Below are 26,577 nucleotides of genomic sequence, written 5' to 3' on the forward strand. Positions count from 1 at the left end.
TTTTCATGGGATTCGTACGCAAATTTTTTGCCTGGCTGATGGTTCCGCTGGTGTGTCTGGTGGGGCTGGTGGTGTGTGTGGCCCGCCCGTTCAACCCGGAAAACAACCGGGTGCTTGGGCGTTGGATGGCGCTGGTTGGTCGTAGCGTGCTCGGTATGGAGCGTCCGATTCAGGGACGGGAATTGATCCCCCAAGGGCGGCCCATGGTGATTATCGCCAATCACCAGCATAACGATGATCTGTTTGTGCTTGGCGACCTGCTGCCGCCACGTACGGTCACCGTGGGCAAATCCATTCTGGCCTGGGCACCCTTCTTTGGTCAGGTCTTCTGGCTCGGTGGTAATGTCCTCATCAACCGGGCCAAGTCTCATCAGGCCGTGGCCGCCATGCAGGCGACCAGCGAGGCCATCAGTCGCGAACACAAGAGTGTGTGGATATTCCCCGAGGGCACCCGTAGCCATGGCAAGGGTCTGGGCCGTTTCAAGAAGGGGGCCTTCCACGCGGCGGTTAACGCCGGTGCTCCGATCAGTATGATTTGTGCGAGTTCCTATTCCGGTCGTACGCTCGGGTGGAGCGGCCGTTTTGAGCCGGTGTCGGTGAGAGTGCTGCCGGCGGTGGAAACCGCAGGCCTGACCGTGGCTGATATTCCCGAGTTGATGGAACGTTGCCGTGTCCAGATGGAGACGGCGATCGCTGAAATGTCACCCAACTGAGTGACAGCATCGCTATTGTAGGAGAAGGGCAGCGGCCGCTGCCGAGCGCCGGACCTGTGCGGGCGTTTTTCATGTAAACCGAGCGGGACCCGCCATGGGCGGATACCCCGTTATTCCTGGGAGAGAATGAGATGATGGGACTGATCTTTTTCCTGATTATTGGCGGTGTGGCGGGCTGGTTGGCCGGTGTCATCATGAAGGGCCGTGGCTTTGGCGTAATGGCCAACATCGGCATCGGTATTGTCGGATCGTTTATCGGTGGTATCGTGTTCCGGCTGCTGGGTCTTGCGTCCCAGAGCATGGTGGGCGAGCTGGTCACTGCCACCGCAGGGGCGATACTGCTGCTCTTTATTGTCGGTAAACTGAGTAAGGCCTGAACATGATTCTTCCGGTAACCGCTGTCTTTGCCAGCGTTTGTGTGCTCCTTCTGATCGTCTTGTCCTACCGGGTGGCGACCTTCCGTCTCAAACATCGCAAGGGCCTTGGCGTCAACGACGATCGTGACTTTGAAGTGGCGGTGAGAACCCAGGCCAACCTGGCCGAATATGCCCCCATCACCCTGGTATTGCTGGCCATTGGCGAGCTTAACGGCGTGTCGGTGGCGTGGATCTATGGTCTGGGGATGGCCTTCGTTGTTGGCCGGTTGCTGCATGCCTGGGGCATGGTTAAAGGCCGCGGCGGCCCTCACAAGGCTCGTCTGGTGGGAATTGTGCTGACCTGGCTGGCGATGCTGGTGCTGGCTGTTGCGGTGCTGCTCAACGTTTTCCTCTTCAGCGCCTGAACCAGCGTACCCGGTGCCTCAAGGGGGTGCCGGGTCGCCTCCAGGGGTGTGCTATTGCGCCTTGGCCATCTGTTCGCTGCGGTACTCCAGCTCCAGGCGGCGATTGGCCGCGTGATCTTCCGGCAGCGCCAGTGGTCGGGTGCTTCCCCAGCCTGACACCCGGATCTGTGATTCCCTCACGCCTTCTTCCCTGAGAATTCGTGCGGCCGATGAGGCCCGCAGACGGGACAGGAACGTGTTGTACTGCTCCGGCCCGAAATTGTCGGTATGGCCGTGAATCTGTAGCACCGTTTCCGGGTGTGCCTGCAGATAGGCGGCGTGCTCACGCAGGATGGCGATGTCTTCTTCGCTCAGCTGGTGCTTATCGAAGCCGTAGTGGAAACGCAGGCGGTGGGGGCGGCGAGGGGCTTCAGCCAGATCCTCGACAGGTACCAGGGGCTGGTGATCCAGATAGGCGGCCTTGGCCAGCAGTTCCGGGTTATCCAGTACGAGAACGGTCATGTCGGCTTCCTCACTCAGGTGGTTCGCTGGTTCTTGTTGTTGCTCATCACTATTCGTGGTCGTTGGCGATGCAGCAATTGGCGATTGGTCGATAATCACATTGGTCTTAGGTGGTAATTCTGTCTCTGCAATCTGTTCACGGCTGTCCGGCTGGACTGCCGTGGCACTGCATCCGACCAGTCCGCTAACCAGCAGTGCACCCAGGGCCGAACGCCACTGGGGCCGGGCAGATTGAACTCGATTAATGTGAAATTCCTGTGACATGGCGGATTGCTCCCGATGATTGTCCGTTGTGTGTGGCCGCTCACAGCGGCGTCTTCAGGAGTTATTACAACGCGAAAAGCAGGCAATGCTGTGGTAAAAAGCAGATACATCCCGACTGATTATGATGAATTGTGACCGCCCATGCTGATTGTTCCTGCCGAGAATGTCATTAACTGGAAACGACCGCCCTGGGCCACCCTGGGTCTGATGCTGGCCTGCTTTCTGGTCTTTGTGTTTTACCAGAGTGACGACGACCGGATTGCCGAGGCCGTGTTGGACAATTACCTGGCATCGGACCTGGTGGACCTCGAGTCGCCGGTTTACGAGAACTACCTGCAACGGCAGATCGGCCTTGAAAATGCCAGCGGGATGACCGATCGGCTGGAGCGGTTCCAGCGGGCCGTCAAGAAACAGGATACGGTCAGCCAGGCCGGCATGATGGCCTTTGATATGTCGTTCTATCGCTATATGCAGGAGAATCGCGACATTCTCTGGGCCAGTGCTGAGCGGGCCCGCTGGCAGGAGCTGCGGGAACCGATCCACACGCAGACCCTGGAACTCAGCAGCTTTCGCTCCGGTCTTGTTCCCGCAGAGCTGACACCATCGACACTGGTCAGTTACCAGTTTCTCCATGGTGGCTGGGGGCACCTGATCGGCAATATGGTGTTCCTGTTCATGCTTGGCTTCACGGTCGAAAAGGCGTTGGGGATCGGACGCTACCTGATCGCGTATCTGCTCTGCGGAATTGTCTCCGGACTGGTTTTTACCGCCTTTTCACTGGGCAGCCCCATTCCTCTGGTCGGGGCTTCAGGGTCTATTGCGGGACTGATGGGCATGTACGTGGCGATCTATGGCCGCCAGACGATACGTTTCTTTGGTTTCTTCTGGGTGTACTTCAACTACTTTCGTGCGCCAGCCCTGGCGATGCTGCCGGTCTGGCTGGGCAAGGAAATCTACGATTACTATTTTGCCGGTGCCACGGGTATCGCGTACATGGCCCACGCTGGCGGCCTGGTCGCCGGCGCCGGGGTGATCCTGCTGCTGGGCCGCAGTTGGTTTCAGGTCAGGGAATCGTTCTATGAGCCGGAACAGGAGGCGCAGGATCAGCGCTTTACGGCCTCTTACGCTCAGGCGATGGCGACACTGGGGCGCATGGAGTTTGATCTTGCCAAGGCCCAGTTCGGGGCGCTTTGGGAACGCTACCCGGAACGACTGGTGCTGCTTGAGCACCTGTACCAGCTCGCCAAGCTGCGTCCGGATCTGCCTGAGTATCGTGCACGTACCTGTGAGTTGATGAATGAGGCGCTGAGGCAAAAGCTGACCGAGCGCCTGGTCGAGGTGTGGCAGGAATATCTGGCCAAGGGCGAGGCTCACCACCCCCTGGCGGCCGGGGACCACAACCGGGTGCTGTTCGCCTGCCTGCGCTCGGATAACCTCAAATTGGCGGAGAAAGCCTTTGAGCGTTTACGGAGCAGTGGAGATTCGTTATTGGTCGAGGAAGCCTGTCAGTTATTGGCCGACGAATTCGACAAGCGTCAGATGTCGCCCAAAGCTCGCCATTACCGGTCGCTCCTCGGAGGCCCGGCGCAGGCGATCTAGTCTCCGGCCTGTCAGTCGCTGATGGTGAAGGTCGCTCTGGGGCCTTTCAGCGGTTCCCGGCGGGCCACCTGTTGCAGGTAGTCATCGACCTGACTGTGCAGCGGATGATTTGGGCAGCGTTTCTTGACGAAGCCGAGGAACGCCGCTGCCTTTTCCCATTGATCCAGCCCGTTGGCCAGTATCTGCGCGGCCAGCACATAGGCCGGTGCCAGGCTATGGCTGTCCGGAAAACGCTTGTGGAAATCCTGAAGCAGGGCGAGGGCCTTGCGGTATTCGCCCTGGTGATAGAGGCAGCGCGCACAGCGTTCCGCCAGCTCGGGATCATCCAGTTTCAGACTGGGGGAGATCGGCTCCAGTCGCGCCAACAGATCGGCGACGCCCGCGCCGTTGTGGGTATCCGCCAGCCAGCCCAGCAGCGCGATATGATGACGGTACAGTTCGCGGTTGTCATTACGGGCCGTCAGCAGCCGGAAGAGTTGTTCCAGACGCTGGCGATTGTCCGGATCTTTCTTGAGTGCCGAGATCAGCGCCCCCTGAACCCGGTCGTAATGACCATCTTTCAGGTCCATGTCGATGTCCGCATCCAGGCGCTGAGATGGGTCACGCTGAGACGTCTCCTGCGGCCCTTCCTCGTCCTGCAGATCGCTGGCAAAACCCAGTTCTTCCTGATACTGGAACAGCAGATAGCCGAGCATGTGGAACAGGATCAGGGTGAAGGTGCTGTTGAGGAAGCCTGCAAGGGTTCCGGCCAGCCAGGGCGAGAAATGGGTCAGGGCAAAATCCTGGGCGGCGCCGGAGGCCAGGGTCAGCAGGACCAGATAGCCATACAGCAGGAAGTACGGCCAGCCAATACGGGCAATCAGGCCGACCAGGTGCAGGGGGTTGATGGCGGCCAGGGCGGATCGCTCCATGGCCAGCACCATGATACTGGCCGGCAGGGTCAGTACCACCAGAGCCAGGGCGAGCATCGCCAGCAACGGGCCGCCGAGCATCGCGGCGCCCGTGACCAGCGCCCCCATGCCAATAAAGACCAGCAACTGCAGGAAGACAATGCTAAAGCCCTCCCCACTGAAGGCGGTAGTGACCGGTGGGGGGGCCATGTGGCCTTCAGCGGTGTGGTTGATGACCGCATACGTATATTTCAGCAGTGCCATGGCCAGCAGCAGACTGACCACGAGACCAATGAGATTCGCCGATAAGGCCAGCGGCACCAGGGTGCAGATGGCAATCACCATCAACGGGTCGGTGTGGAAGGGGTAACGGAAGAAGGCGCCGATACGGTTCCAGAACGGTTCGACCTCTGTGGCCGAGCCGAGATAGCGGAGGTTGCGGCTGCACCTGGGGCAAGCCCCCTGGCCGCCACGGTTGTCGACATCGGGCATGCACCGACTGCAGTAATGGATCTGGCACTCGCTGCAATGCCATTTGGCCGGATCACCGGGGTGGTAGTGGCAGTCGTGTTTCACGGTGTTGAATACGGCCCTGTCAGTGGATGGGAAGACAACGGCGGTGATCCGGAGATCGGCGCACTGCGCTCATCATCGCAAAAGGTGATCTCCGGCTCCACCGGTTGTGAGGCAAAATTCGCATCTGACGCGCAGGTATGAATGTGACAGTCGTCTCCGGTTAAAATGAAGGCTATAGTTTGGCTTGAACACAGGAATCCATCTCGGCCAGGAGCCTGGGCGGTCAGTTGTATCGCCGGTATCTGGTGCACTTATAGGAAGACCAGGGGAGAATTGAATGTCAAACGGCGGTTACCAGGATGTTGTTGCAAAACTGGAGACGCTTAAATCCCAATTCGTTGCCCGTGTGATTGCTGAGCTGGACCTCAATATTGGACGATTGCGAACTGCGGGTCCGGATGAGCCCGGCCTGGCCATCGTCCGGGACGGGCATGACTGGCTGCACCGGCTGGCAGGCTCAGCAGGTACCTTCGGCTTTACCGCTTTTGGAGAGACCGCCAGAGCACTGGAGTTGTGTCTCCAGCCGGTGGTCGATAGCGAGCGCGCTGACCAGCAGGCAATGCTGGCGCAGGTGTTGGATGTCAACTTCTTTACCCGGCTCGATAGCCTGAAGTCGCTACTGGCGGCCGACGCGGGTGACAGTGCTATTCCTGTGCTGCAGAACTCGGTGACGGCAACCGTCCCGGAAGCCCTGCTGCGAGTCGACCTGCTGGAACCGGATCCGGCCCTGAGCCGGGAACTGGCCGACAGCCTGAGCCGTTATGGCTATGAGGTGGTGGCCTTTGACAGTGTCCCGGCGTTCCTGGCCAGTAACCCGAGCGGCGGTATCACGACGATCATTGCCAACATTGAACTGCAGGATGAACTGCAACCGGTCTTTGATCACCAGCGCCAGCTGCACAGGGAGCTGGTGATTTATCTGTCCCGTGACGATTCCTTTGACGTCCGCTACTGCGCGGCAGTGACCGGCGCAGGCGGTTTCTTTCCGCTGCCCGTGGATGTGCCCGCGCTGGCTGATCGCATCGAACAGCTCAGTCAGGAGTGGGAAGAGAGCGCCGGCGGCCGGGTCATGGTGGTGGAAGACGATGAGGAACTCGCGGAGCATTACCGGCTGGTATTGGATCAGGGGGGGCTGAGCGTCTCGACGATTACCCGTCCTGCTGAGGTCATGACTCAGTTGGCCGAATTTCGCCCGGACATCCTGTTGATGGACATCAATATGGCGCCCTATTCCGGGGTCAGCCTGGCCCGGATGGTGCGGTTCCAGCCGGAGTGGCTGGGGTTGCCGATTGTTTACCTGTCCTCAGAGCAGAATCGCGATACCCAGATCTCCGCCGTTGCCCAGGGCGGTGATGACTTCATTGAAAAGCCGATTTCTGACGAGCGCCTTGTGTCGGTGGTCAAGGCCCGCTGTGTGCGGGCCCGTCAGCTGGCAAAGCTGGCGTCCCGGGACAGCCTCACGGGGCTGATGAAACATTCGCTGATCAAACAGGAACTGGCCAAAGAATATTCCCGCTGCCAGCGCTACAGTCAGGTTGCCGCTGTGGCGATGCTGGACCTGGATCACTTCAAGTCGGTCAACGACACCTATGGCCATGCTACCGGCGACACGGTGATTCGATCGCTGGCGAACCTGTTGCGTCACCGATTGCGCAAGAGCGATATCATCGGGCGCTATGGTGGTGAGGAGTTTGTAGTCATTCTGCCGGATTGTGACGAGGTGCAGGCGGAACGGATCCTGCAGGATGTGTGCGATCAGTTCTCCGGCCTGGTGTTCTCCAGCCAGAACACCGAATTTGAGGTCACTTTGAGCGCGGGTATTGCGATTCTCGGAGAGTTTGGCAGTGCCGAAGCGGCCCTGAATGCGGCGGATGAAGCCATGTACCATCGCAAGAATCACGGCCGCAATGGCGTGACGCTGTATTCCTCCATGCGGCAGACGGGTGCTGGGGAAGGGGTAGCCTCCGGATGAAAGCCATGATCCTCGAAGACGATGTGCTGATGGCCGAGTTGCTGGAAACCATTCTGGCGGGGCTTTATACGCGGATGAACGCCGATATCGTGACTTCTGAGGAACAGGCCCTGGCCGCCTGGGAACCGGGGAAATACCAGTTACTGATCTGTGACTGGAACCTGCCGGATGGCTCCGGGCTCGATGTTGTCCGAAAGATCCGTAAGCAGGACCAGGACGTACCGATTCTGATGATTTCTGGCCGCAGTGACCGTGATTCGGTGCTTGCCGCTGCGCACTACCGGATCAGTGGGTTCATTTCCAAGCCGTTTCGGGTGGAAATGGTCCGTGACCGTCTCAAGACGATTTTTCCCCCGGAAACCGACCCTGAAACGAGTAGCGGTGATCTGGAACAGATGCTGGCGGATGTCTGTGAGGGGCCATTCCAGTTGCCCACGACGCTGGAAATCGCCGATATCCTCGAGTTGATGCAGCGTCCCCAGGAGCTGGATGTCTCCCAGCTCGCGGAGCGGTGGCGAGAGGAAACCGGGGTGACCACCCGCTTGCTGGAAGTGGCTAACCGCAGCCGATTCAAAATGACCGGTGAGCCAGTCCGGACACTGGAGGACGCCATCAAGGTCGTGGGTACCCAGATGTCACTGAACCTGGCGCTGGGGCTGGCTCTCGATACCACCCACAGCCTGACCGATAGCCGACTCAGAGAAAGGGCGGAAGGCTTTCAGAGCCAGAGCGAGTCGGTTGGAACTCAGGCTCGGGTCATGTTTCGTGATCTGCAACTGGATAGCGGAAACCAGGCCTACACGGCCGGTTTGCTCAGTCTTGTTGGCGAGCTGGTGGTGTTGAGTGTGCTGCAACAGTATCTGCACAGGGGAGACAGCCTGGACGAGGGGATGATCGACAAGGCCCTGAAGAACTGGGCCCAGCCTTGCGGTAACCGTCTAAAGGTACAGTGGCGTCTTCCGCTCGACCTGCGGGAGCTGATCGGGGCGATCCACTCGCTGCCCCGTGGCGAAACCCATCAGGACCGGATCGTCATGCGGGCGGCAGCGCTGGTTGCCCGGGGGGACGCGGAGTCCAGCGAGTGCCAGCGGCTGCTCAGCTTTGCCGGCCTGGATCCCGGTCACTATACGGGTAACGTGCACCGTGCTGAATAAGGGGAGTGGGGTTTCTTGAAAACACCTGAGCTGCCTGCGAACGAAACTGCCCGTTTGCACTCGTTGCGTGCCACGGGCCTGCTGGACACCCCCGCAGACGAGTGTTTTGATCGTCTGACACGGCTTGCCCAGGGGATCTTCGGGGTCAAGATTGCGCTGGTGTCGCTGGTGGATGAGAAGCGGCAGTGGTTTAAATCCTGTCAGGGCCTGGAGGTCCGGGAAACCTCTCGCGACATTTCCTTCTGTGGCCACAGCATCCTTCAGGATCAGATTTTCGTGGTGCCGAATACCCGGGAGGACGAACGTTTCAGGGATAACCCCCTGGTAACCGGTAGTCCGTGGATCGGTTGCTATGCGGGTGCGCCCCTGGTGTCTCCCGATGGCTTTGCACTGGGGACCCTGTGCATCATTGATGACAAGCCAAGGGAGTTTTCGGCCACTCAGCTGCGTCAGCTGAGGGACCTGGCAGATTGTGTAGAGGAAGAAATACGCCACAGGCAGCGCAAACGCTATTACCGGGCTTTGGAACAGCTCTCCCTGCTGCGTAATGACAGTCGGGGGGATCCCAGGGAACATCTGCGGGCAGGATTACAGCTGGGTTGTGAGTATCTGAGGCTGCCTTTCGGCATTGTCAGCCATATTAGGGATGATGACTACCGGGTGGTTGTGCAGGTCTCGCCCCCCGGGGCTCTTGCCGATGGCCAGACGTTCAGCCTTAAGGACACTTACTGTGCGTTAACCCTGCAGGAGAACAAGGTACTGGCAATTGATCATATGGCGGGTTCCCGCTATGCCTCCCATCCGTGTTATCGACAGTTCGGTCTTGAAAGCTACATCGGAATCTCACTGCAAGTCGCCGGCCGCTGCTATGGCACATTGAACTTTTCCTCTCCGGACGCGAGGACGCCGACGGGTTTTTCTGATTTTGATTACGAGTTTGTTCAGCTGCTGGCGCGTTGGGTTTCGTTCCTGCTTGAGCGTTGGGTTTCGTTCCTGCTTGAGCGTTGGGAGGTGGATACGGAGCTCATGCGATATCGCCAGGTGGAGCAGGCGGTGGCACAGGCACAGGCTTCTTTCATCAATCGCCCGGAGCATCCCCAGGCCTTTGCCGAATTGCTAGAGGAAATCCTGCATTTTACCGGCAGTGAGTATGGATTTATCGGCGAAATTCTGCACGATGGCGACGGTTCCCCATATCTGAAGACCAATACCATTACCAACCTTGCCTGGAATGAGGCCTCCCGCCGGTTCTATGAGGACAACATCGCCGAGGGGCTGGAATTCCGTAATCTCGATAATCTGTTCGGTTCAGTCATCGCTACCGGTCAGCCGGTACTGAGCAATCGCCTGGCCGACGACACGCGCAGCTCGGGGACGCCGGAGGGGCACCCGACAATTCAGAACTTTCTGGGGCTGCCGATTTATCATGGCAATCAGTTTGTCGGCATGATGGGACTGGCCAACCGGGCAGAGGGCTATGAAAAATCCATGATGGAGGACCTGGCGCCACTACTGAGGACCGTGGGTCAGCTGATGGAAGCTTCCCGGGTGCAGCGGCAGCAGCGGGCCTCGGAGCTGAGCCTCAAACGCAGTGAGGCCCGTTTACGGGGACTGTTTGAACTGTCGCCGGTGGGGATTGCGTTGAATGAGCTGGATTCCGGACGGTTCCTGGAGGTCAATGACGCCTACCTGGTGTCTTCCGGTTACAGTCGTGCGGAGCTATTGGCGCTGGAGTACCGGGATATCACCCCGGGGGAGTATGGGGCTGAAGATGCCATCCAGCGGGAGATCCTGATCAGCAAGGGGCAGTTCGGGCCCTATGAGAAGGAGCTCATTCGCAAGGATGGGTCCCATTACCCGGTGATCATTTATGGCATGCTGGTGGAGGATGCGAGCGGCCGTCGCCTGATCTGGTCCATCATTGAGGATATCAGCGAACGGAAACGCCTGGCGGTGATGCAGCGGGAGTTTGTATCCACTGTCAGCCACGAGCTGAGAACACCGCTGACCGCCATCAGTGCGGCCTTGGCGATGGTCAGCAAAGGGGTGGCCGGGGCGTTGCCGGTTCAGGCCGAAACCATGATTGGGCTGGCCCTGCGAAATAGCGAGCGGCTGCAGGAACTGATTGATGACATCCTGGACATGGAAAAACTGGTGGCCGGGAAGATGAGCTTCAGGTTTGAAACCTGCGCCCTGGTGCCATTGCTATCGCGGGTGATTGAGGACAATCACAGTTACGCTGAACGGTTTTCGGTACGCTGTGAACTGGCCGGCGACGCTCCGGATATTCGGGCGATGGCGGACCCTAAGCGGTTGACCCAGGTGGTGGCCAATCTGTTGTCCAACGCCATCAAATTCTCCCACGAGGGTGGCGTGGTGCAGGTCAGGGTTACCAGGGAGGACGGCTATGCCCGTGTTGCCGTGATTGATCATGGCGTGGGGGTGCCGGAGAACTTTCAGCATCGTCTGTTCGGTGCCTTTGCTCAGGCCGACGGTTCGGATTCCCGAAGGGTCGGCGGCACCGGGCTTGGGTTGGCGATCAGTAAAAAGCTGGCGGACAAAATGAATGGGCGCATAGGGTATTGCAACACGGATGGCGGTGGGGCAACGTTCTATATCGATTTACCGGAAGTGTCAGCGCCCTGACCCGATACTGGAGAGCGATAGTTTGGCCATGGAACTTAAACGTATTCTCTATGTGGAAGACGAGCCGGACATTCGTGCGGTGACTGAACTGGCCCTGGTGTCCCTGGGGGGATTCGAGGTGGCGGTGTGTGAGTCCGGAGAAGAAGCGCTGAAGCGGGCGGTCAGTTTCAGCCCCGAACTGATTCTGCTCGATGTCATGATGCCCCACCTGGATGGCCCGGAAACCCTGCAGGCATTGCGGCAGCTGCCTGGCATAGCTGAAGTCCCGGTGGTCTTCATGACGGCGAAGGTCCAGTCATCTGAAGTCGAGGCGTACAAGGACCTTGGGGCCGCCGATGTCATCGCCAAGCCATTTGATCCAATGACACTCTCGGATCAGGTGCGGGAGATCTGGAACCGCAGTCAAATTTGACGGGGGCTCTTGCCAAAGCGCTGAATTTGGCCAACACTCTCGCACCCGGAACTGACAGAGCATTGAGACGAACCATGTCATCGAAACTTTCACGGGAAGAACTCAAGGCCAAGCTGAATCTCGAGACCTCGCAGATTGCCTGGCATGACCTGCAAACCTACTATGCCCGTGGCCATGTTGTCCGTGTGGCCGCCGGACTGGATCTGCTGGATGTAGCCGCCGAGCTGGTGGCTGATAACAAGCCCCAGTTCGATGAATGGATGTCCACCGGTCGGGTGGGTGATGTCCCGCCGGCGATGGCTCAGGCCTGGTACGATCAGAACGCCGAGCTATGGGCGGTGGTGATTGCGCCCTGGGTGCTGGTGCAGGACCGCGATGGTTCGCCGCAGACGAACGCCTGACCGACTGCAGTTACCTGCTAATTTTTCCGCTATTCAGGACTTTCCATGTTGACGGACGCCCTGCTTATTCTGGCGCCGCTGTTTCTTGGTTTCGCCATTGCGCTTGAGCGGCGCTGGCTGATGACGGTGATTCATCACGCGGTTGAGAGCCTGGTGTATCTCATTCTGGCCCTGCTGGGTCTGGGATTGGGGCAGATGGAAGGGCTGGTGGACCAGTTGGGCCAGATGGCGGCTCAGGTCGCCACGCTGGTGCTGACGCTGTTACTGGCCAATATGCTGGGTCTCTGGTTGTGGCACCACTGGCAGCCGATGGCCAGTCGCGATAGCGGCGAGACCGGCGTCACCAACTACCGCAGGCTGTTCCTGGCGGCCTTGAAACCGCTGGCGGCGGTGCTGGTCGGCGTTATTCTGGGGCACTTCCTGCTGCCAGTGGTGACTTGGGTTGAGGACCTGGCCACTTGGGCCCTGATGTTCCTGCTGTTGCTGATTGGCCTGCAATTGCGCAATGCCGGGCTGTCACTGCGCCGTTTGCTGATGAACCGACAGGGCTTGGGGGTGGCGCTCAGTCTGATGCTCAGTTCAATGGTGGCCGGGCTTGTCGCGATGCCGATGCTGGCGCTGCCCTGGCATGATGCTTTGGCGCTGACGTCCGGTTTTGGCTGGTATTCGCTGTCCGGTATTGTCGTGGGGGACGCGCTGGGGCCTGCCTGGGGTGGGGTGGCGTTTCTCAATGACGTGCTGCGGGAAATTATTGCCCTGGCCATCATTCCCTTGCTGATTCCCCGTCGCCCGGCCATGGCCATCGGTTACGGCGGTGCCACGGCGATGGATTTCACCCTGCCGATTATCCGCAGTAGCGGCGGCCTCGACTGTGTGCCAGTGGCGATTGCCTCCGGATTCATCCTGTCGTTCGTTTCCCCGATCCTGATGGGCGTACTGCTGTCGCTGGGCTAGGTCAGGAACTTACGTATGTCGATGCGGTAGGTTTCCGGGTCGACCGCCTGCACGATCCGGTCCTGGTTGCCCGGGCGGGCGAGGTCGATGATCTCCAGGGGAATCGCAGCATTGAACCGGGTGTGATACATCACCCTGACCACCGGCAGGCGCTGGTCACTGTCGTTGGTCTCAATCACCACCCCCAGCCGGCCACTCTCCAATAACACCAGGGATCCGACCGGGTAAATACCGAGGCAGCGGATAAAGCGGTGAACCAGCGATGCGTCCAGGTGATCGCCGCTCCACTCCAGCAGCTTCTTCAGCCCCTGGGTTGGTGTTAAGCCCTTGTGGTAGACCCGGTCAGCAGTAATGGCGTCGTAGACATCGGCAATGGCAACCATGCGCCCGTAGACCGAAATCTCCTCGCCTGCCAACCCAAAGGGGTAGCCAGAACCGTCCATCCGTTCGTGGTGCTGGGCGGCGGTCATCACCGTCAGTTCACCAATGCCGTCGGTGGCCATCAGGATGTCCCGGGAATGGCGGGCATGTTGCTTCATGATCTCGAATTCGGCCGCGCTGAGTTTGCCCGGTTTGTTGAGGACCGCTGCGGGCGTCAGTATCTTGCCGATGTCGTGGAGCAGGGCGCCAACGATGGTCTGGTGCAGCACCTCATGGGGAAAACCCATGGCTTTGCCGAACAGCGACATCAGCACACTCAGATTGACTGAGTGCTCCATCAGGTAATTGTCTTTTTCGCGAATACGGCCCAGGCAGCTGAGTGCATTGGCGTTGCGGAGTACCGACTGTTGCAGGCTCTCAGCGAGCACGTTGATGGATGACAGGTCAATGGCACGGCCGAGTTTTACATCCTGCATGGCGCTGCTGACCAGCCCCTGGGCTTCGCCATGGATCTGCTGGGCGACGACAATCTCTTCCGCCAAAGACAACTGTCGAGGTTGCGTAGGTTTCAGGGCAGCGGCTTGTTCCAGCTGGCTCTGGTTGCGACGGTCGACGTCGGAAACCGGTTCGGCGTCCTGGCTGTCCAGGCCTCGTTCGGTGTCGATGTAAACATAGGCCACCCCCATCTGCTGAATCTTCGCGATGGTGGCGTCGTTGCGGAGGAAGCCGCGACGATTGCGGGTATTGTGAGGAATCCAGTCATTGTTGAGGTCGGTAATGTACATGCCGACCCTGAGGGCAGTAACTGGGATACGTTTGATCATGGCGACAGCAGCGCTCAGGTGAGGCCGGATATCCCTTCACTATACCGGCCCCGGTCCTGCAATCAATGTTGATCTGTCAGCCCAGGCGATGGAATGTACGGCGACTGTTCCGGTACGTCTGCTGTACCACCTCGGTGACATCCAGCCCCTTCACTTCCGCGACTTTTTCCGCCACGAAGGGGATATAGAACGGCGCGTTCTCCCGGCCCCGGTAAGGTACGGGTGTCAGGAACGGGGCGTCGGTTTCCAGTAGAATCTGCCCGATCGGGGTCATGCGGATAATATCGCGGACATTGTCCGCTTTGTTGAAGGTGGCGATACCGTTAAAGCCCAGACACCAGCCCTGATCGAGGGCGTAGCGGGCCAGTCCGGGGCCGGAGGTGAAACTGTGGATGACGCCGCGGCGGGTCAGCGACGATTCAAACTCCCGCAGGATGTCGATTGTGTCGTCGTCGGCATCCCGGCTGTGAATCACGACCGGCAGATCGGCCTCGCAGGCCAGCTGCAGCTGGCGCCGGAACACTTCCCGCTGGACGGCCCGGTCGGCATTGTCGTAGTAGTAGTCCAGACCGATTTCGCCGACTGCGACGATCTTGTCATCGCGACTGTGCTGGCGGATTTCCGCTTCGACATCATCGGTGTATTGTTCAGCATCGTGGGGATGGATGCCCTGGGTGCCGAAAATCCAGGGGGCAGCCTGGGTCAGCTCACGTACCCGGGCCAGATTGTCTGGCGACACCGCAATGGTAATCACCCGCTCGATATTGACCCGCTGGGTCTCTGTTAGGATATCCTCCAGAGGCTGGTCCTTGAGGTAGTCCAGGTGGCAGTGGGTTTCGATGAGTGGGTGCTCAAAGACCGGAATGTCGCGTTTTTTCTTGCTCATGAACGGCTCGGGTGCTGCTAATCTGAAAGGAACCCGCAGTTTACCATCTCCATCCGGTCTGTCCCCAGCCCGGGTGACGGTGGTGTGGTAACAGGAGTATGTGATGACGGAAGTCCCCTGCGGCCGCCGCTGGAATTTCGACCCGGCCCGACCGGACCTCGAAGACTATGCCACCGGGCCCGGTGAGACGGATGGTGTGCCACCTCTGGACGACAGCCTGGCGTTGATTGGCGAGTACCAGCGTCGACTGTGGGCCAACGGCGAACGGGCGCTGCTGGTGATCGTCCACGGCACCGACGCCAGCGGCAAGGATAGCCTGATCCGGACCCTCGCCACCTACGCTGATCCGGCCGGATTTCATGCCTGGTCGTTCAGCCGGCCCAATGACACTGAAGCCCGTCACGACTTTCTCTGGCGCACCGTGCCGTACCTGCCGGAACTTGGCCAGATGGTGGCGTTCAATCGCAGTTATCATGAGGCGGTGATGGCTGAACGCTTGTGGCCGGTGCGGGCGCCGGAACACTATGACTGGCCGGCCCGCTATGATGCGATCCGGAGTTTTGAACGGCACCTGGTCAGGGAAAGCACCACCATCATCAAGATCTGGCTGCGGTTGTCTGAGGATGAGCATCGTAAACGCCTGCTGACGCGACTGGACAAAGTCCGTAAACGCTGGAAGTTTGCTACCTCTGACGTCGAGGCCTGGCGCCGGCGCCGGGAATACCACCGTGTTGCCAGCGAAGCCCTGGCCGCCACCCACACCGACGAGGCGCCCTGGCATATTGTGCCGGGCAACAACAAGGGTGAAGCCCGGGCCATTGTTGCTGCCATTGTTGCCGAGCGCCTGCAGGCGCTGGCACCGGACTACCCCGAGCATGATCCTGATGTGATCGCCCATTATCGTGAGTTACTGACTACAAGTGAGTAAAAGCCAAGGAGAGCGCGAATGCACATCGTTGTGATCGGTGCCGGCGTGGTCGGCGTTACATCTGCCTACGCCCTGGCCCGCCGTGGCCATCAGGTGACGGTGGTGGAACGGTTGGAAGGGGCCGGCCTTGAAACCAGTTTCGGTAACGCCGGACAGCGTTCGTACGGTGTGGTCTATCCCTGGGCCTCAGCCGCCATGGTACGACAGGCGTTGCCCTGGCTGGTCAGCACCGATGGCCCGCTGAAAATGCACCTGCCGCCATCCCCGGCCACGGTCCGTTTCCTGCTGGCGTCACTGCGGTTTGCCTTTGCCCCCGGCGTCTATGGTCTCAACAAGCGGGCGATGTTGCAGATGGGGGTCTATAGCCGCCAGTGTTTTGCGGAACTGGAACAGCAGTTGGCCCTGGATTTCGATGGTGATAGTCGGGGGGTGCTGCAGCTGGCCAGTACGCCGGCAATGATGGCCGAATACCGGAAAACTGCTGCTTTGCTTGAGGAGTTCGGCATCGCCCACCGATTGTTGGGGCCCATTGAAGTGCGTGAGTTGGAACCGGGAATGACCGGCGACGGCCCGTTGCATGGTGGCATCCACTATGAAACCGACGGCACCGGCGATTGTCACCTGTTTTCCCGGAGCCTGGCGGCGGCCTGCAGTGACCAGGGCGTAGCCTTTCTGTATGGCCATCAGGTCGAGCGACTGCTGTGCGATGACCGGCGTGTCCTCGGGGTTCGGCTGTGCCAGCCCGATGGTGCAGCGGAGGACCTGGCTGCCGATGCGGTTGTGGTGTCTGCAGGCTGCTGGTCCCCCATGCTGGTGGCCGACCTGGGCCTGCAACTGCCGATCTATCCGGTTAAGGGCTACTCGCTGACTGCGCCGTTGCTGGAGACGGCGAAAGCACCCCTGTCCACCGTTCATGACGACAACTTCAAGGTGGTCTCGACCCGCTTGGGCTCGCGCCTGCGGGCCACCGGCTTTGTTGAGCTCAGTGACTTCCGCCGTGACACTCCGCAAGCGCGGCTGGCGACCATTCGTAAATCGGTCGCGTCCCGGTTTCCTGGGTGTGCCGACCTTGATCAGGCATCCAGCTGGACCGGTTTCCGGCCGATGACGCCGGATGGTCCCGCCATCCTCGGCCGCGGGCCGAGAGACAACCTCTATCTCAACACCGGGCACGGAACCTTCGGCTGGACCCTGTCCGCAGGCAGTGCCGAGTTGCTGGCCCAACTGGTGGACGGAGAGCCTTCGGCCATCGCGCTGGACGCCTTCCGCGCGGACCGTTTTCGGATCTGAATCATGACCTCAGGCTTTATTGCACCCGCTGAGCTGCGCCAGCGCTGGCAACGGTTGAACCAGTGGCTGCAGGCACATCGCAGTTTCTGGCAGCCGGTTCCGTTTACCACACCCCGGCCGGACTGGCTTGAGCACTATCCAGAGCTGGCCGAGTGGCTGGCTGGTCTGTCGGATGACCTCTGCCAGTCGTACGGTGCTGATATGGAAGCCCTGGGCCGGGCGTTGGTGCCATTGTGGCCGGCGATGGCAGAACGGGAGGGGTTGCTGGCCTGGCCGCAGCTTGCGGACGGTGACGCCAGCCTTCCGGAAGGTCAGGCCCGGGATGTGCCCGGCCGCAAACGCCTGCAGGCGGGCGCTTTTGCCTCTGCGGTGTTGCCACTGGAGGCCCCGGTGCTGGACTGGTGTTGCGGCAAGGGGCATCTGGCACGAACGCTGAGCGTTCACGCGCCGCAACCGGTGGCCGGATTTGAGTGGGATGAGGCGCTGGTTGTCGATGGCAACCGCCTGGCGGTAAAGGCCGGCCGCGGCGTGCAGTTGCAGTGCCAGGATGTCATGGCGGGCAGTCTGGTATTGCCCGGGGGGATCCACGGAGTCGCGCTTCATGCCTGTGGTGAGCTGCATCGTCAATTGCTGCGCCAGGGCGCGGCTCAGGGAGCGGTGCGACTGAGTATTTCTCCGTGCTGCTATCACCTTGGCCACGCCGGTGACTACCGCCCGCTGTCCCGGCAGGTAACGACGGCGCCGGACGCCTGCCAGGTCAGTTTCAGCAGCCTGCGGCTGGTGGTCCAGGAAACCGTCACAGCGCCGGCCCGGGTACGGGGATTGCGGCGTCAGACCGAGATCTGGCGATTGGGCTTCGATGGCTTGCAACGACACTTGCGGGGGTGCGATGACTACCTGCCGGTGCCGTCTCACCCGACAGCGCTGAACCACCGGGGTTTTGCCGATTTTTGCGACTGGGCCGCGCGCACCAAGGGGCTGACGATACCGCCGCAATGGGACCCTGCGCACTGGCTGGCGGCCGGAGAGGCCCGGCAGCGTCAGTTGCGACGCCATGAGCTGGTGCGTCACCTGTTCCGGCGGCCGCTGGAGTGCTGGCTGGTGCTGGACTACGCCCTGTTCCTGCAGGAGCAGGGTTATCAGGTCCGCCTGGGGACGTTCTGCGACCGCCGGCTAACCCCGCGCAACCTGTTGCTGGACGCCCACCGCTAACCCCGTGCGGCTTCACGCATGCCTAGGGTTTTCGGTATACCACGGATTCCACACACCCTTCCCGGAAGTACACATAGGTGAGTTCATACAGCTTGCCGTAGTAATCAGTCTGATAGATCCAGGTTTCCTGAGGGACCGGGTAGGTTTCCGGCGGTGGCCCAAAGGCCTCGCGAACCTGCTCCCGGGTCATGCCGACCACGACCTGGCCGCGAATCAGATAGGTGCGCAGGTCTGTGGAGTTGATGAAGCGACAGGGAGATTCCGGGACAGGGGTGGCTTCGGCTCCGGAGTCTGGCATGGGGGAGGGTTGTTCCGGCGGCAGGTTCTGGTCAAATTGCCCGCCGATGCGATTGTCCTGTACCTCGATCCGGCTGCCCTCACCGCTGCAGGGTCGGTCAGTGAAGGTCGTGCCGTTGGGCCCTTCGCAGCGGTAGACCTCGGCCTGGGTAACACTGGCCAGGAGCAACAGCCACAGTAGTAGCTGGTATCTCATCGGGAGTCCTCCTGTGCGGCCTGGTAGCTTCAGCCGCCAAACATGACGACCAGCTGGAAGAAGCCCACGGCCAGCCCCAGTGCTGCGCCTACGGTTATCAGAATCCACTCGTCCTGCTCGAACGCAGGCCTTAGCATGCCTTCAAACTGTTGCGGCTTGAGACTTTCAAGCCTCGTCGACAGGGTATTTTCCAGGTCCAGTGCCTCATCGGCGTAGTCTTCAATGTGCTTGAGGGTCGTGGGCAGGCTGGCAATCAGTTGCTCTGCCGCCCGCGCTTTCATCTCACGGTAGGTCTGGGTGCCGACGGCAAAGGTAACAAACGGCTTGGCGAGATTGGTCTGTTCATCAACGGCACGCTGAACATGGCGCCCGATCATGTCAAACACCTTATCGGAATAGGGCCCTTTGAGAATGCCCTCGACGATATTGGCGGGTGTGAGTACATAAGACGACACCAGTCGGCCGTAGTCCCGGGACACTTCTTTCTGGCGTTTCATGAACAGCCCCTGGAAGGTCACAGGGCCGACTTTGACAGGCTCTTTCGGGCTGAAGATCATTTTCAGGGCGATGGCATTGGTGGCGTACCCTACCAACAGGCCAAAGGCGGGTAGCAGCCAGCCCTGCTGGAAGAACAACCAGACCAGCATCTGGACCAACCCGAACAGGAAGCCGAAGTACAGGCCGGAGCGGCCAATGAAAGTGAACTCCTGAGCGCCCACCTCACTGAATATGCGGTTGAGCAGGGCCTTGTCCTCACACAGCTTGGTGACCACCATGTCTTCAAGATCATACATCTGGGAAATATTGAGCTTGAGCTGCTGCATGATCTCATTGATCAGCCTGGGGGCGTCGCGCTTGACTCGCTGGTAGATCTGGCGTTTGACGAACTGCGGCAGAGCTTCCCAGAACCCGGGTTCGTACTCGGTCATCACCTGATCGACAATGTTCTCGACCATGTCGTTGAGTACGGGCTCCAGCTCGTCGGCGACCCGTTCAGCGTCCAGCCTGGCAAAGATCTCCTGCTGGGAAATGAGGTGTGTCGTGATGGTTTCCACCGAAATGGCGGCCATTTTTGCCGCCCGCCGCGGAACGATGCCCTGCCAGCCCAGAAATGGAGGCTTACCGATAAATTCCAGCGGTTCGAACATCATTTTGATGGCGAGCACGTTGGTGCCGTAGCCAACAATGCCGCTGATCACTGGCATGGACAAGTACAGCCAAAGATTGTCGATAAACTCCGTGAGTAGTGCTTCCATCATGCTCGTATTGTCCGGACGGCGATTGTGTTCTGAGACGGGTGATTAACCGGAATGCCTGGCGACCAGGGACGCTTCCCAGAATCGTTGTCCCAAACCGGAAAGGCGCACGCTGAAACGTTGAAAACGGGGCTTCAGGTTGCTGCCATTGCCATTGAGGTCAGCGATGGCGGCACGAACATCGAGCCCATTCTCAATGGTGTCATAGCGGGGAGTGTGGCCTGAAACTTCGGGACCGGCTTCCAGCAACCCAAGGTTCAGCAGGTGTTTCAGGTAAACCGGGGCCATCTCAGGCAGCATTATGCCTGACTCTTGCGGCGTCCGGCTGAGATAACTTCTCACCCTGAATGATTTGGTACCGAGCCGGTTTACGGCATCCAGATGGCAGGCGGGGTGTTTGTCACCGTCGGCGAGCGCTGCCAGTACCCGCAGTTCGTCGGGTACCAGTTGCTGGGTCAGCAGGGTCAGCAGGTCGTCCCAGGCCGAATCGGGAGTCTGGTTCAGGGAGCGCTGGTAAAGCTCCGACAACAGGCCGTGAGCGTTCGGGCGCAGCAATTGTGGCAGCGTGCTGCCATCGTGCTCCTGCGCCTGGGAATCGACCTGATCGAGCTTGCGCTTGATGCTCTGCAGAGCCCGTTGTTCGACTTCATCGTAGAGCTGGGTGGCGATCTGGAATCCGGTTGATACCACCCGGCCTGCCAGAAAACGGTTTAATCCCTTGTGTCCGTCTCCCAGGGTAGCAGGGAGGGTGTCTTTGGACTTTCCATTCGTCATAACGCCTAGCCTGACACGGATTGTTGTTTTGTTGGCATGATTGTGACATGCGTCACAGAGCTAAAATAAACTAAGGTAACTAGACTCACAATAAACCCGATAAAAAAAGGTGGGCTATGACCTATTTTGACTCCTCTGGTGTTTCTCCGTCGCCCGATGATGACTTCAGCCGTCAGGTTCAGGCGCAGATTCGGCAGGTACTGAGCGACCATGAGAGCCGGATAGCCGAAGAATGGAGTAAGGCCAAAAAGGGTATGCCACTTTATGCCCGTTGGGCAATGGCGCTGAGCGGCTCTGCAACAACCGGTTCCGGTACGGGGTCGACTGATGATCAGTAATCTGCAACGAGCGGTTGAAATCGACAAGCTGGAGGCTGTTATCGGGACCATGGATCCGGCGTTGCGACGGGCGGCCGGGACCTGCTCAGTGGAGGGGATCCGCTCGCTACGTAACGCCGCTCTGGACGGCCAGGGCCGGCTATACGCTGCCCGCTTCCGCCGTCTTGCCCGGATGGCAAAACTGATGCGTCTGAGCCAGGTGGCCAGCATGGCCCAACGAATGGGGCCGTTGCTGTCCGCGCGGTTGTTGCCATTTTTTGAGCCGCATTATGTTGGCCGGGTTGCCCGCAGGTTGTCTGCAGATTTTATTGCGGCGGCCACCGCTGAGGCTGATCCGCGGGTGCTGAGGTCACTAGTGGCGCATATTGAACCCGATCAGGTGGCTGAGGCCGCAAGCCTGCTGATTACTCAGGAACACTATGTCCACGCCGGCCAGCTCACGGATGCGCTGGACCCTCAGGCGATTCGGGCAATCCTGGACCGGGTCGATGACAATGTTGCTCTACTGCGGACGGTGATCTACATGGAGCAGCCGGACAAGCTGGGGAATGTCATCCGCCTGGTGGATAACGCCCGGCTCAATGAAATTATTCTGGCGGGGGCCGCCGACAGGACGGTCTGGCCACTGATGCTGTGGATGATTGATCAGGTGGGGCGGGATCTCAAGGGCCGTATCACGAACCTGATGGTGGTGCGGGACCCCGAGGTGCTCAACGAACTGATCCGGGTGGCTGATCAACAGGGCCTGTGGGGGCCCATTCTGCGTGCCATCGATACCGTCAAGGCCCGGCATCGGCCAATGCTGGTGCACCTTGAGGCGCTGCGGGATGAGGCGACCCTGGGGCATCTGGTACGGGCGGCCTATGACGAAGGCCTGATGGCGAATACGTTGCCCCTGATCGACGCCATGAACGGCGACCTGCAGGCCTACGTGACCCGGGTAGGGATGAAGATGGGGGGCACGATTCTTGAAACGTTTGTGCAGACGGCCATCCAGGAAAAGCGGGGTGATCTGATTCTGACGCTGATGGGACGGTTGCAGGACCAGGAACTGGACGAGCTGGCCACCTTGTCGGTGTTTACCGACAGCGTGGTTTTGGGGCCGCTGATCCGCGCCGCCATCAGCAGCGGCCAGATTTCCACCCTGATGCGTTTTGCCCGGGTACTGTCTCGACGCAGTCAGGAACTGTTCGCCAGTCTGCTGGCTCTGGATCACGGCGCGTTGTTTGAGCGCCTGCTGAATCGCGCGGATAACCTGCGGGAGGTGGACTGGAAGAACCTGATGTCGGTGCTCGGCCGACTCAAATCTCCCGGCCAGTTCGCCGGTCTCGCCGAAGTGGTGCAGTGGCAGTCGGCCAAAACCTACAGCACCCTGAAAGGTTATGCCGAGAATGCGGGGCTGGCGCTGTTCGGTGGCGCCCGGTCCTAGTACCCGCCGCCATAACAGGTACTGCCCCTACAAAAAAGCCGCGACCAGGGTCGCGGCTTCGAAGGTCGGCGGAGCGGACTCCGCCGGGGTTCTGCGGCTGACTTAGCGGCGAACCTGAATGCGGGCTTCTACCCGACGGTTCTGGGCACGGCCCGCAGCGGTTCCGTTGTCGGCAACCGGCTCGGCCTCACCGTAACCTACGGCGCTGACGCGGTCGGCTTCAACACCCAGATTTTCGGTCAGGCGACGTGCGACGGCTTCGGCGCGACGCTGGGACAGAGCCTGGTTGTAGTCGTCGTTACCTGCGCTATCGGTATGACCGGCGATTTCCACGATGGTCCCCGGGTTCTCGTTCATGAACGAGGCAACCTGCTGGATCTGAGCGTCGTAGCTGTCATCAATGGCAGCACTGTTGGTCGGGAACTGAACCTCGATCTGGAAGGTCTCGACGGTCTCGGCAATACCTTCACAGCCCTTGGCATCTACGTCGGCTCCGGCAGCAGTGTCAGGACACTCGTCCTTGCTGTCGACCACACCGTCGTTGTCACTGTCGGTTTCACAGCCGCGGCCGTCAACGCTGGCACCCGCCGGAGTTGCCGGGCACTGGTCAGCACTGTTGGCGACGCCATCACGGTCGTCATCGAGTTCGCAACCCTTGGCGTCAACGGCAGCACCGGCCGGGGTGTTCTGGCACTGATCCATGCCATCTTCAACACCGTCATTGTCGGAATCGACCACAGCCGCCACGGCTGGCTCGGACTTGCCGGATGCAAGGCCGAACGCCAGGCTCAGACCCAGGGAGACCTGAGTGTCGAAGGTGCTCTCGTCGATGCCGTGGAATTCACGGATATCGCCACGCAGGGACACCATCTCGGAGATGTTGTAGCGAACACCGCCACCAATGTTGACGCGGGTCTCGTCGTGGTTGGTGCCGGAGGTGTAAATCGGCAGTGCGCTGTCGCCGAAATCGGCGTTACCGGCGCCAACGGCCAGGTACGGGTTCCAGGTTTCCTCAGGTGCACCGAAGTAATACAGGCCGTCGAGACGAATTTCTTCAAAGTCGCTGTCGCCCGGATTGTACTTACGGTCGGCGTTGGCGCGGGAGAATACGGCTTCTACGGCCCAGCTCGGGGTGAAACGGTATTCCAGACCGGCACCGAAGGTTCCGGTTTCGCTCAGATCGCGCTTGTCGTCAAAGTACTGATACGCGATGAACGGATTGATGTAGATGTAATCCTTGTCTTCCGCAATGGAAGGGGTACTGATGGCTGCGGCAACAACCGCCAGGGTGAGTGGGCGCATGCTCGGCATTGCGAACCTCCTGTTCGAGAGTTTTAGTCGTCATTTGAGGGCGCCTGGCCCTTGGGCAAGGCGCACTTATTATCGTTAAAAAGGCAAAAAACAGTGTACGGGTGCAAACTTATGCCATCGAGACCTTCTTGCCTAGTCCAGATAAGGACGTATTTCGGGAAAAAGGGTTCACCTGATTTTGGTCACCGGACATCATTGGCCTGATTTGCGCTGCTGACGCACCGTTAGCCTTGCAGGGGCAGGGAAAAATAGAGGTGGGCACTCTTTTTGCTGAAGTTGAGCTGGTCACCGCTGTCAAAACGAACCTCAAACGCGCTTTCGTCTTCACTGATCACATCACCTGGGCCGAAAATGACGTGGTGTAGTCTTGGCTGGGCCCACAGCGGGCCGCCGTTATCGCCGCTGGTGGCCTCGGAATGACTGCTGAGCTCAACCTTGCAGTCCCGGGCGTAGCGTTCGCTGATCGGGGTCAGCGGGTAGTCCAGGGTCAGTTGCCCGCTGGCGGAGCCGTGGCGGCCTTCGTCACGCTGATCCAGCCAGTGTCCGAATTGCTCAGACAGCTTGAAACACAGCTCCGGTACAAAACGGCTGGGGCCGAGGTCACCGTCGAGGTGGGCGGTCTGCCCCTGAGGGCGCGTGATCAGGTGGAGCTGCTGGCGGCTGCGGGTCATGGCCACGTACAGCAGGCGTCGTTCGCTTTCCATCAGTGCCTTGAGATCGTCGCTCTGGCGGGGGCTGTAGGGCAGGTACTTCTCCTGCAACCCCGGAATGATCACCTGCGCCCATTCCAGACCCTTGGTGCGGTGGATTGTCGACAGCAATACCCCGGTCTGTTGGTCCCTCTGGCTGGCCTGCTGACGCAGGGCCTGCAGGTGATTCAGGGCGCGGTTGGCATCAACGTCGAGGCTGCTCAGGTAATGGATAAAGCCATGGACCGTATCGATGCGTTCATCGGCGGTTTCATGGGTCAGGGCCAGGCTGCGTATGCCGTCAAACAGCTCGGTGCTCTCGGCGTAGCGGCGCACCAGTTGCGCGGCGGGGCCCTGGAAACGGTCAAGTTTTACCAGGGTATCGCCCAGCGTCTTGAGCTTGCGGGCTGCCATGGGCGGCAGCGCGGTAAAATCCAGGTCGAGCAGTCGACGCCCCCAGTCGGCGCCAAACTGGCTGAGCATCTGCGCCAGTTGATCGAGTTCAGGTTCCTTGAGGCCGACGTGAGGAAAGCGCAGCAGCTGGCGGGCAAGATCGAGGCGGTCGGCATCCGCCAGTTGCGGCAGCGGGCCGGCTGTTACCGTCAGCAGTGCCGTCACCGCCTCGACCTCGCGGCTGAACAGCGCGCCCTTGCCGGCGTCGATGCGATAGGGAATCTGGCGGGCCAGCAATTGCAGCTCGATGGCCACGCTCTGGCTCCAGACCCGGAACAGGATAGCGGTCTGGGCCAGTGATTCGGCCGATTGTCCACTGAGCAGTCGCAGCACCATCTCACTGTCGTTGCCGTGTTCGTGCAGGGCGACAGCGGTGGCGGGGGTGCTGGGATGGGCGTGGCAGAGCACATCCTTGCGGCCGCGGTTGTGGTGGATCAAATGGTTGGCCAGCAGGGCGACCCGATGACCGTAGCGGAAGCTGTAGCTGAGGGTCTGCTCCCGCGGACTGTCGAACTCCTGGCTGAAACGGGTGAGGATAAACTCGGGGCGGGCGCCGCGGAATTCATAGATGGTCTGGTCCGGATCCCCGACTACGGTCACCCGGGCCCTGTCCCCGGCAACATAACGCAGCAGCAGGTGCTGGATTTCATTGGTGTCCTGGTATTCATCGACCAGGATCAAGTCCATCTTGTTGGCCACCAGTTTCTGCAGTGTTGGGGTCTGGTGGATTGCCATCACCGGTTCATACAGCATGTCGGCATAGCTGATGCGGCTGTGGCTTTTGCGCCATTGTTCAAAGCTGTGAAACAGCTCAATCAGGTAACGGTGCTTGTCGGTATAACCGAGGTCCTCGAAGACCACATCCACCGGCGACAGGGTGGTCTTGACCAGATCAATGAAGCTGGTCGCGGTTTCCACGTAATCTTTCTTGTTGCGGCGAATGTCATCGCTCAGCTCCGCGGGAGCCAGCTCCCGGGTCAGTCGCCACACCTGGAAGTTGATCTCCTGGTCACTGAGGATGTTTTCGGAGAAGGCTGGCAGTATGCCTTCCTGAATGAAGCGACGGTAAAGCCGCAGGCCCATGGCGTGGTAGGTGCGGATCTCTGGTAACGCGAGGCCGCTGCCCTGGGTAACGTCTCGCAACTTGCGCTCGAAATCCACCCGGGCACTCCGATTGAACATCAGCACCAGCAGCCGGTTGGGGTCGTGCCCCTGCTCAAGCAGATGACGAATACGCCAGGCCAGGGTGAAGGTCTTGCCACTGCCAGCCACCGCCGTAATCACCACGTGCTCATAGGGTGCAGTGATGATGGCGCGCTGTTCGTCGGTGAGGAAATCGGGGAGGTGCTCGGACATGGCGGCTATTGTAGTCGGCAACTGGCATCGGTGTCAGGCGTCCACCATAATAGCCGCGCAGGACATAGACAGATGCTGGCGCGAAAGCCGGTGT

General features: G+C 60.0%; 25 protein-coding genes. 16 read left to right on the top strand and 9 right to left on the bottom strand.

The window, feature by feature from the left end:
- Nucleotides 1-5 precede the first annotated feature (5 nt).
- The 3 genes from BLV11_RS00115 to BLV11_RS00125 all read left to right on the top strand — a co-directional run bounded on the left by BLV11_RS00115 (nt 6) and on the right by BLV11_RS00125 (nt 1,494).
- Nucleotides 6-713 carry a lysophospholipid acyltransferase family protein gene (locus BLV11_RS00115; RefSeq protein WP_091810917.1) on the top strand — a complete coding sequence of 236 codons (708 nt, stop codon included), beginning with the start codon at nt 6-8 and terminating at the stop codon, nt 711-713.
- Nucleotides 714-844: 131 nt separating this feature from the next.
- A complete protein-coding gene (locus BLV11_RS00120) occupies nt 845-1,090 on the top strand; it encodes a GlsB/YeaQ/YmgE family stress response membrane protein (protein WP_245725864.1) in 246 nt (81 codons plus the stop codon).
- Nucleotides 1,091-1,092: 2 nt separating this feature from the next.
- Nucleotides 1,093-1,494 (top strand): MAPEG family protein, encoded by a 402-nt coding sequence (locus tag BLV11_RS00125; RefSeq protein ID WP_091810918.1) that lies wholly within the window; start codon nt 1,093-1,095, stop codon nt 1,492-1,494.
- 51 nt (nt 1,495-1,545) lie between these two features.
- On the opposite strand, the gene BLV11_RS18440 is transcribed toward BLV11_RS00125, so the two are convergent.
- Nucleotides 1,546-2,259, bottom strand: coding sequence for an OmpA family protein (locus BLV11_RS18440; protein WP_245725865.1), 714 nt, complete (start codon nt 2,257-2,259; stop codon nt 1,546-1,548).
- Between the two features lie 141 nt (nt 2,260-2,400).
- On the opposite strand from BLV11_RS18440, the gene BLV11_RS00135 reads away from it, so the two are divergent.
- The gene (locus tag BLV11_RS00135; protein ID WP_091810919.1) at nt 2,401-3,858 is read left to right on the top strand and encodes a rhomboid family intramembrane serine protease; all 1,458 of its coding nucleotides are present in this window, start codon (nt 2,401-2,403) and stop codon (nt 3,856-3,858) included.
- Nucleotides 3,859-3,869: 11 nt separating this feature from the next.
- Here BLV11_RS00135 and BLV11_RS00140 read toward each other — a convergent pair whose 3' ends face one another.
- Complete coding sequence (locus tag BLV11_RS00140) at nt 3,870-5,324, bottom strand: B-box zinc finger protein (RefSeq protein ID WP_091810920.1); 1,455 nt, start codon at nt 5,322-5,324, stop codon at nt 3,870-3,872.
- On the opposite strand from BLV11_RS00140, the gene BLV11_RS18270 reads away from it, so the two are divergent.
- The 7 genes from BLV11_RS18270 to BLV11_RS00170 all read left to right on the top strand — a co-directional run bounded on the left by BLV11_RS18270 (nt 5,256) and on the right by BLV11_RS00170 (nt 12,863).
- Entirely contained in the window at nt 5,256-5,465 is a 210-nt protein-coding gene (locus tag BLV11_RS18270) for a hypothetical protein (RefSeq protein ID WP_175528240.1), read from the top strand. The two genes, BLV11_RS00140 and BLV11_RS18270, sit on opposite strands and share 69 nt — an antisense overlap.
- Before the next feature lie 136 nt (nt 5,466-5,601).
- Complete coding sequence (locus BLV11_RS00145; protein ID WP_091810921.1) at nt 5,602-7,296, top strand: diguanylate cyclase; 1,695 nt, start codon at nt 5,602-5,604, stop codon at nt 7,294-7,296.
- Nucleotides 7,293-8,450, top strand: a complete 1,158-nt coding sequence (locus BLV11_RS00150) for an HDOD domain-containing protein (RefSeq protein ID WP_091810922.1) — start codon at nt 7,293-7,295, stop codon at nt 8,448-8,450. Before BLV11_RS00145 ends, BLV11_RS00150 begins: the two co-directional genes overlap by 4 nt.
- Before the next feature lie 15 nt (nt 8,451-8,465).
- On the top strand, nt 8,466-11,096 hold the full coding sequence (locus BLV11_RS00155) for a GAF domain-containing protein (protein WP_091810923.1): 2,631 nt from the start codon (nt 8,466-8,468) through the stop codon (nt 11,094-11,096).
- Nucleotides 11,097-11,124: 28 nt separating this feature from the next.
- Nucleotides 11,125-11,508: a response regulator gene (locus BLV11_RS00160; RefSeq protein WP_091810924.1), complete on the top strand. Its 384-nt coding sequence runs from the start codon at nt 11,125-11,127 to the stop codon at nt 11,506-11,508.
- A 74-nt stretch (nt 11,509-11,582) separates the two neighbouring features.
- On the top strand, nt 11,583-11,909 hold the full coding sequence (locus BLV11_RS00165; RefSeq protein ID WP_091810925.1) for a DUF2288 domain-containing protein: 327 nt from the start codon (nt 11,583-11,585) through the stop codon (nt 11,907-11,909).
- 45 nt (nt 11,910-11,954) lie between these two features.
- Complete coding sequence (locus tag BLV11_RS00170) at nt 11,955-12,863, top strand: LysO family transporter (RefSeq protein WP_091810926.1); 909 nt, start codon at nt 11,955-11,957, stop codon at nt 12,861-12,863.
- Here the strand turns inward: BLV11_RS00170 and BLV11_RS00175 are convergent.
- Together BLV11_RS00175 and BLV11_RS00180 are read right to left on the bottom strand one after the other, a co-directional pair.
- Nucleotides 12,860-14,068 (bottom strand): cyclic di-GMP phosphodiesterase, encoded by a 1,209-nt coding sequence (locus BLV11_RS00175; protein ID WP_091810927.1) that lies wholly within the window; start codon nt 14,066-14,068, stop codon nt 12,860-12,862. The genes BLV11_RS00170 and BLV11_RS00175 overlap by 4 nt on opposite strands.
- Nucleotides 14,069-14,144: 76 nt before the next feature.
- On the bottom strand, nt 14,145-14,954 hold the full coding sequence (locus BLV11_RS00180) for a TatD family hydrolase (protein WP_091810928.1): 810 nt from the start codon (nt 14,952-14,954) through the stop codon (nt 14,145-14,147).
- Nucleotides 14,955-15,057: 103 nt separating this feature from the next.
- On the opposite strand from BLV11_RS00180, the gene BLV11_RS00185 reads away from it, so the two are divergent.
- The 3 genes from BLV11_RS00185 to BLV11_RS00195 are packed head-to-tail and all read left to right on the top strand — an operon-like array spanning nt 15,058 to nt 18,384.
- On the top strand, nt 15,058-15,882 hold the full coding sequence (locus BLV11_RS00185; RefSeq protein WP_091810929.1) for a polyphosphate kinase 2 family protein: 825 nt from the start codon (nt 15,058-15,060) through the stop codon (nt 15,880-15,882).
- A gap of 18 nt (nt 15,883-15,900) precedes the next feature.
- The gene (locus BLV11_RS00190; RefSeq protein WP_091810930.1) at nt 15,901-17,172 is read left to right on the top strand and encodes a D-amino acid dehydrogenase; all 1,272 of its coding nucleotides are present in this window, start codon (nt 15,901-15,903) and stop codon (nt 17,170-17,172) included.
- A 3-nt stretch (nt 17,173-17,175) separates the two neighbouring features.
- Entirely contained in the window at nt 17,176-18,384 is a 1,209-nt protein-coding gene (locus BLV11_RS00195; RefSeq protein ID WP_091810931.1) for a methyltransferase, read from the top strand.
- A gap of 22 nt (nt 18,385-18,406) precedes the next feature.
- Here the strand turns inward: BLV11_RS00195 and BLV11_RS00200 are convergent, their stop codons facing one another.
- From BLV11_RS00200 to BLV11_RS00210, 3 genes are read right to left on the bottom strand one after another with little or no spacing between them, the layout of a single operon-like run.
- Nucleotides 18,407-18,877 (bottom strand): DUF4124 domain-containing protein, encoded by a 471-nt coding sequence (locus tag BLV11_RS00200; RefSeq protein WP_091810932.1) that lies wholly within the window; start codon nt 18,875-18,877, stop codon nt 18,407-18,409.
- 29 nt (nt 18,878-18,906) lie between these two features.
- Complete coding sequence (locus BLV11_RS00205; protein WP_091810933.1) at nt 18,907-20,136, bottom strand: DUF445 domain-containing protein; 1,230 nt, start codon at nt 20,134-20,136, stop codon at nt 18,907-18,909.
- A gap of 42 nt (nt 20,137-20,178) precedes the next feature.
- Nucleotides 20,179-20,907, bottom strand: coding sequence for an Abi-alpha family protein (locus BLV11_RS00210; RefSeq protein ID WP_091810934.1), 729 nt, complete (start codon nt 20,905-20,907; stop codon nt 20,179-20,181).
- A gap of 116 nt (nt 20,908-21,023) precedes the next feature.
- On the opposite strand from BLV11_RS00210, the gene BLV11_RS00215 reads away from it, so the two are divergent.
- Together BLV11_RS00215 and BLV11_RS00220 are read left to right on the top strand one after the other, a co-directional pair.
- A complete protein-coding gene (locus tag BLV11_RS00215) occupies nt 21,024-21,245 on the top strand; it encodes a hypothetical protein (RefSeq protein WP_091810935.1) in 222 nt (73 codons plus the stop codon).
- Nucleotides 21,235-22,674: a hypothetical protein gene (locus BLV11_RS00220; RefSeq protein ID WP_091810936.1), complete on the top strand. Its 1,440-nt coding sequence runs from the start codon at nt 21,235-21,237 to the stop codon at nt 22,672-22,674. Before BLV11_RS00215 ends, BLV11_RS00220 begins: the two co-directional genes overlap by 11 nt.
- Nucleotides 22,675-22,776: 102 nt before the next feature.
- Here BLV11_RS00220 and BLV11_RS00225 read toward each other — a convergent pair whose 3' ends face one another.
- Entirely contained in the window at nt 22,777-23,985 is a 1,209-nt protein-coding gene (locus tag BLV11_RS00225) for an OmpA family protein (RefSeq protein WP_091810937.1), read from the bottom strand.
- Nucleotides 23,986-24,209: 224 nt separating this feature from the next.
- Complete coding sequence (locus BLV11_RS00230; protein ID WP_091810938.1) at nt 24,210-26,483, bottom strand: ATP-dependent helicase; 2,274 nt, start codon at nt 26,481-26,483, stop codon at nt 24,210-24,212.
- Between the last annotated feature and the right edge of the window lie 94 nt (nt 26,484-26,577).

The sequence above is a fragment of the Marinobacter mobilis genome, assembly GCF_900106945.1.
Classification (GTDB): Bacteria; Pseudomonadota; Gammaproteobacteria; order Pseudomonadales; family Oleiphilaceae; genus Marinobacter; species Marinobacter mobilis.

What these genes read in the sequence shown, in the direction of transcription:
- BLV11_RS00115 (WP_091810917.1), top strand. Translation starts at nt 6, where the DNA reads ATGGGATTCGTACGCAAATTTTTTGCCTGGCTGATGGTTCCGCTGGTG.
- BLV11_RS18270 (WP_175528240.1), top strand. Translation starts at nt 5,256, where the DNA reads ATGGATCTGGCACTCGCTGCAATGCCATTTGGCCGGATCACCGGGGTG.
- BLV11_RS00185 (WP_091810929.1), top strand. Translation starts at nt 15,058, where the DNA reads ATGACGGAAGTCCCCTGCGGCCGCCGCTGGAATTTCGACCCGGCCCGA.
- BLV11_RS00125 (WP_091810918.1), top strand. Translation starts at nt 1,093, where the DNA reads ATGATTCTTCCGGTAACCGCTGTCTTTGCCAGCGTTTGTGTGCTCCTT.
- BLV11_RS00160 (WP_091810924.1), top strand. Translation starts at nt 11,125, where the DNA reads ATGGAACTTAAACGTATTCTCTATGTGGAAGACGAGCCGGACATTCGT.
- BLV11_RS00195 (WP_091810931.1), top strand. Translation starts at nt 17,176, where the DNA reads ATGACCTCAGGCTTTATTGCACCCGCTGAGCTGCGCCAGCGCTGGCAA.
- BLV11_RS00220 (WP_091810936.1), top strand. Translation starts at nt 21,235, where the DNA reads ATGATCAGTAATCTGCAACGAGCGGTTGAAATCGACAAGCTGGAGGCT.
- BLV11_RS00135 (WP_091810919.1), top strand. Translation starts at nt 2,401, where the DNA reads ATGCTGATTGTTCCTGCCGAGAATGTCATTAACTGGAAACGACCGCCC.
- BLV11_RS00230 (WP_091810938.1), bottom strand. Translation starts at nt 26,483, where the DNA reads ATGTCCGAGCACCTCCCCGATTTCCTCACCGACGAACAGCGCGCCATC.
- BLV11_RS00120 (WP_245725864.1), top strand. Translation starts at nt 845, where the DNA reads ATGATGGGACTGATCTTTTTCCTGATTATTGGCGGTGTGGCGGGCTGG.
- BLV11_RS00205 (WP_091810933.1), bottom strand. Translation starts at nt 20,136, where the DNA reads ATGATGGAAGCACTACTCACGGAGTTTATCGACAATCTTTGGCTGTAC.
- BLV11_RS00170 (WP_091810926.1), top strand. Translation starts at nt 11,955, where the DNA reads ATGTTGACGGACGCCCTGCTTATTCTGGCGCCGCTGTTTCTTGGTTTC.
- BLV11_RS00225 (WP_091810937.1), bottom strand. Translation starts at nt 23,985, where the DNA reads ATGCCGAGCATGCGCCCACTCACCCTGGCGGTTGTTGCCGCAGCCATC.
- BLV11_RS00150 (WP_091810922.1), top strand. Translation starts at nt 7,293, where the DNA reads ATGAAAGCCATGATCCTCGAAGACGATGTGCTGATGGCCGAGTTGCTG.
- BLV11_RS18440 (WP_245725865.1), bottom strand. Translation starts at nt 2,259, where the DNA reads ATGTCACAGGAATTTCACATTAATCGAGTTCAATCTGCCCGGCCCCAG.
- BLV11_RS00215 (WP_091810935.1), top strand. Translation starts at nt 21,024, where the DNA reads ATGACCTATTTTGACTCCTCTGGTGTTTCTCCGTCGCCCGATGATGAC.
- BLV11_RS00180 (WP_091810928.1), bottom strand. Translation starts at nt 14,954, where the DNA reads ATGAGCAAGAAAAAACGCGACATTCCGGTCTTTGAGCACCCACTCATC.
- BLV11_RS00175 (WP_091810927.1), bottom strand. Translation starts at nt 14,068, where the DNA reads ATGATCAAACGTATCCCAGTTACTGCCCTCAGGGTCGGCATGTACATT.
- BLV11_RS00145 (WP_091810921.1), top strand. Translation starts at nt 5,602, where the DNA reads ATGTCAAACGGCGGTTACCAGGATGTTGTTGCAAAACTGGAGACGCTT.
- BLV11_RS00190 (WP_091810930.1), top strand. Translation starts at nt 15,901, where the DNA reads ATGCACATCGTTGTGATCGGTGCCGGCGTGGTCGGCGTTACATCTGCC.
- BLV11_RS00200 (WP_091810932.1), bottom strand. Translation starts at nt 18,877, where the DNA reads ATGAGATACCAGCTACTACTGTGGCTGTTGCTCCTGGCCAGTGTTACC.
- BLV11_RS00210 (WP_091810934.1), bottom strand. Translation starts at nt 20,907, where the DNA reads ATGACGAATGGAAAGTCCAAAGACACCCTCCCTGCTACCCTGGGAGAC.
- BLV11_RS00165 (WP_091810925.1), top strand. Translation starts at nt 11,583, where the DNA reads ATGTCATCGAAACTTTCACGGGAAGAACTCAAGGCCAAGCTGAATCTC.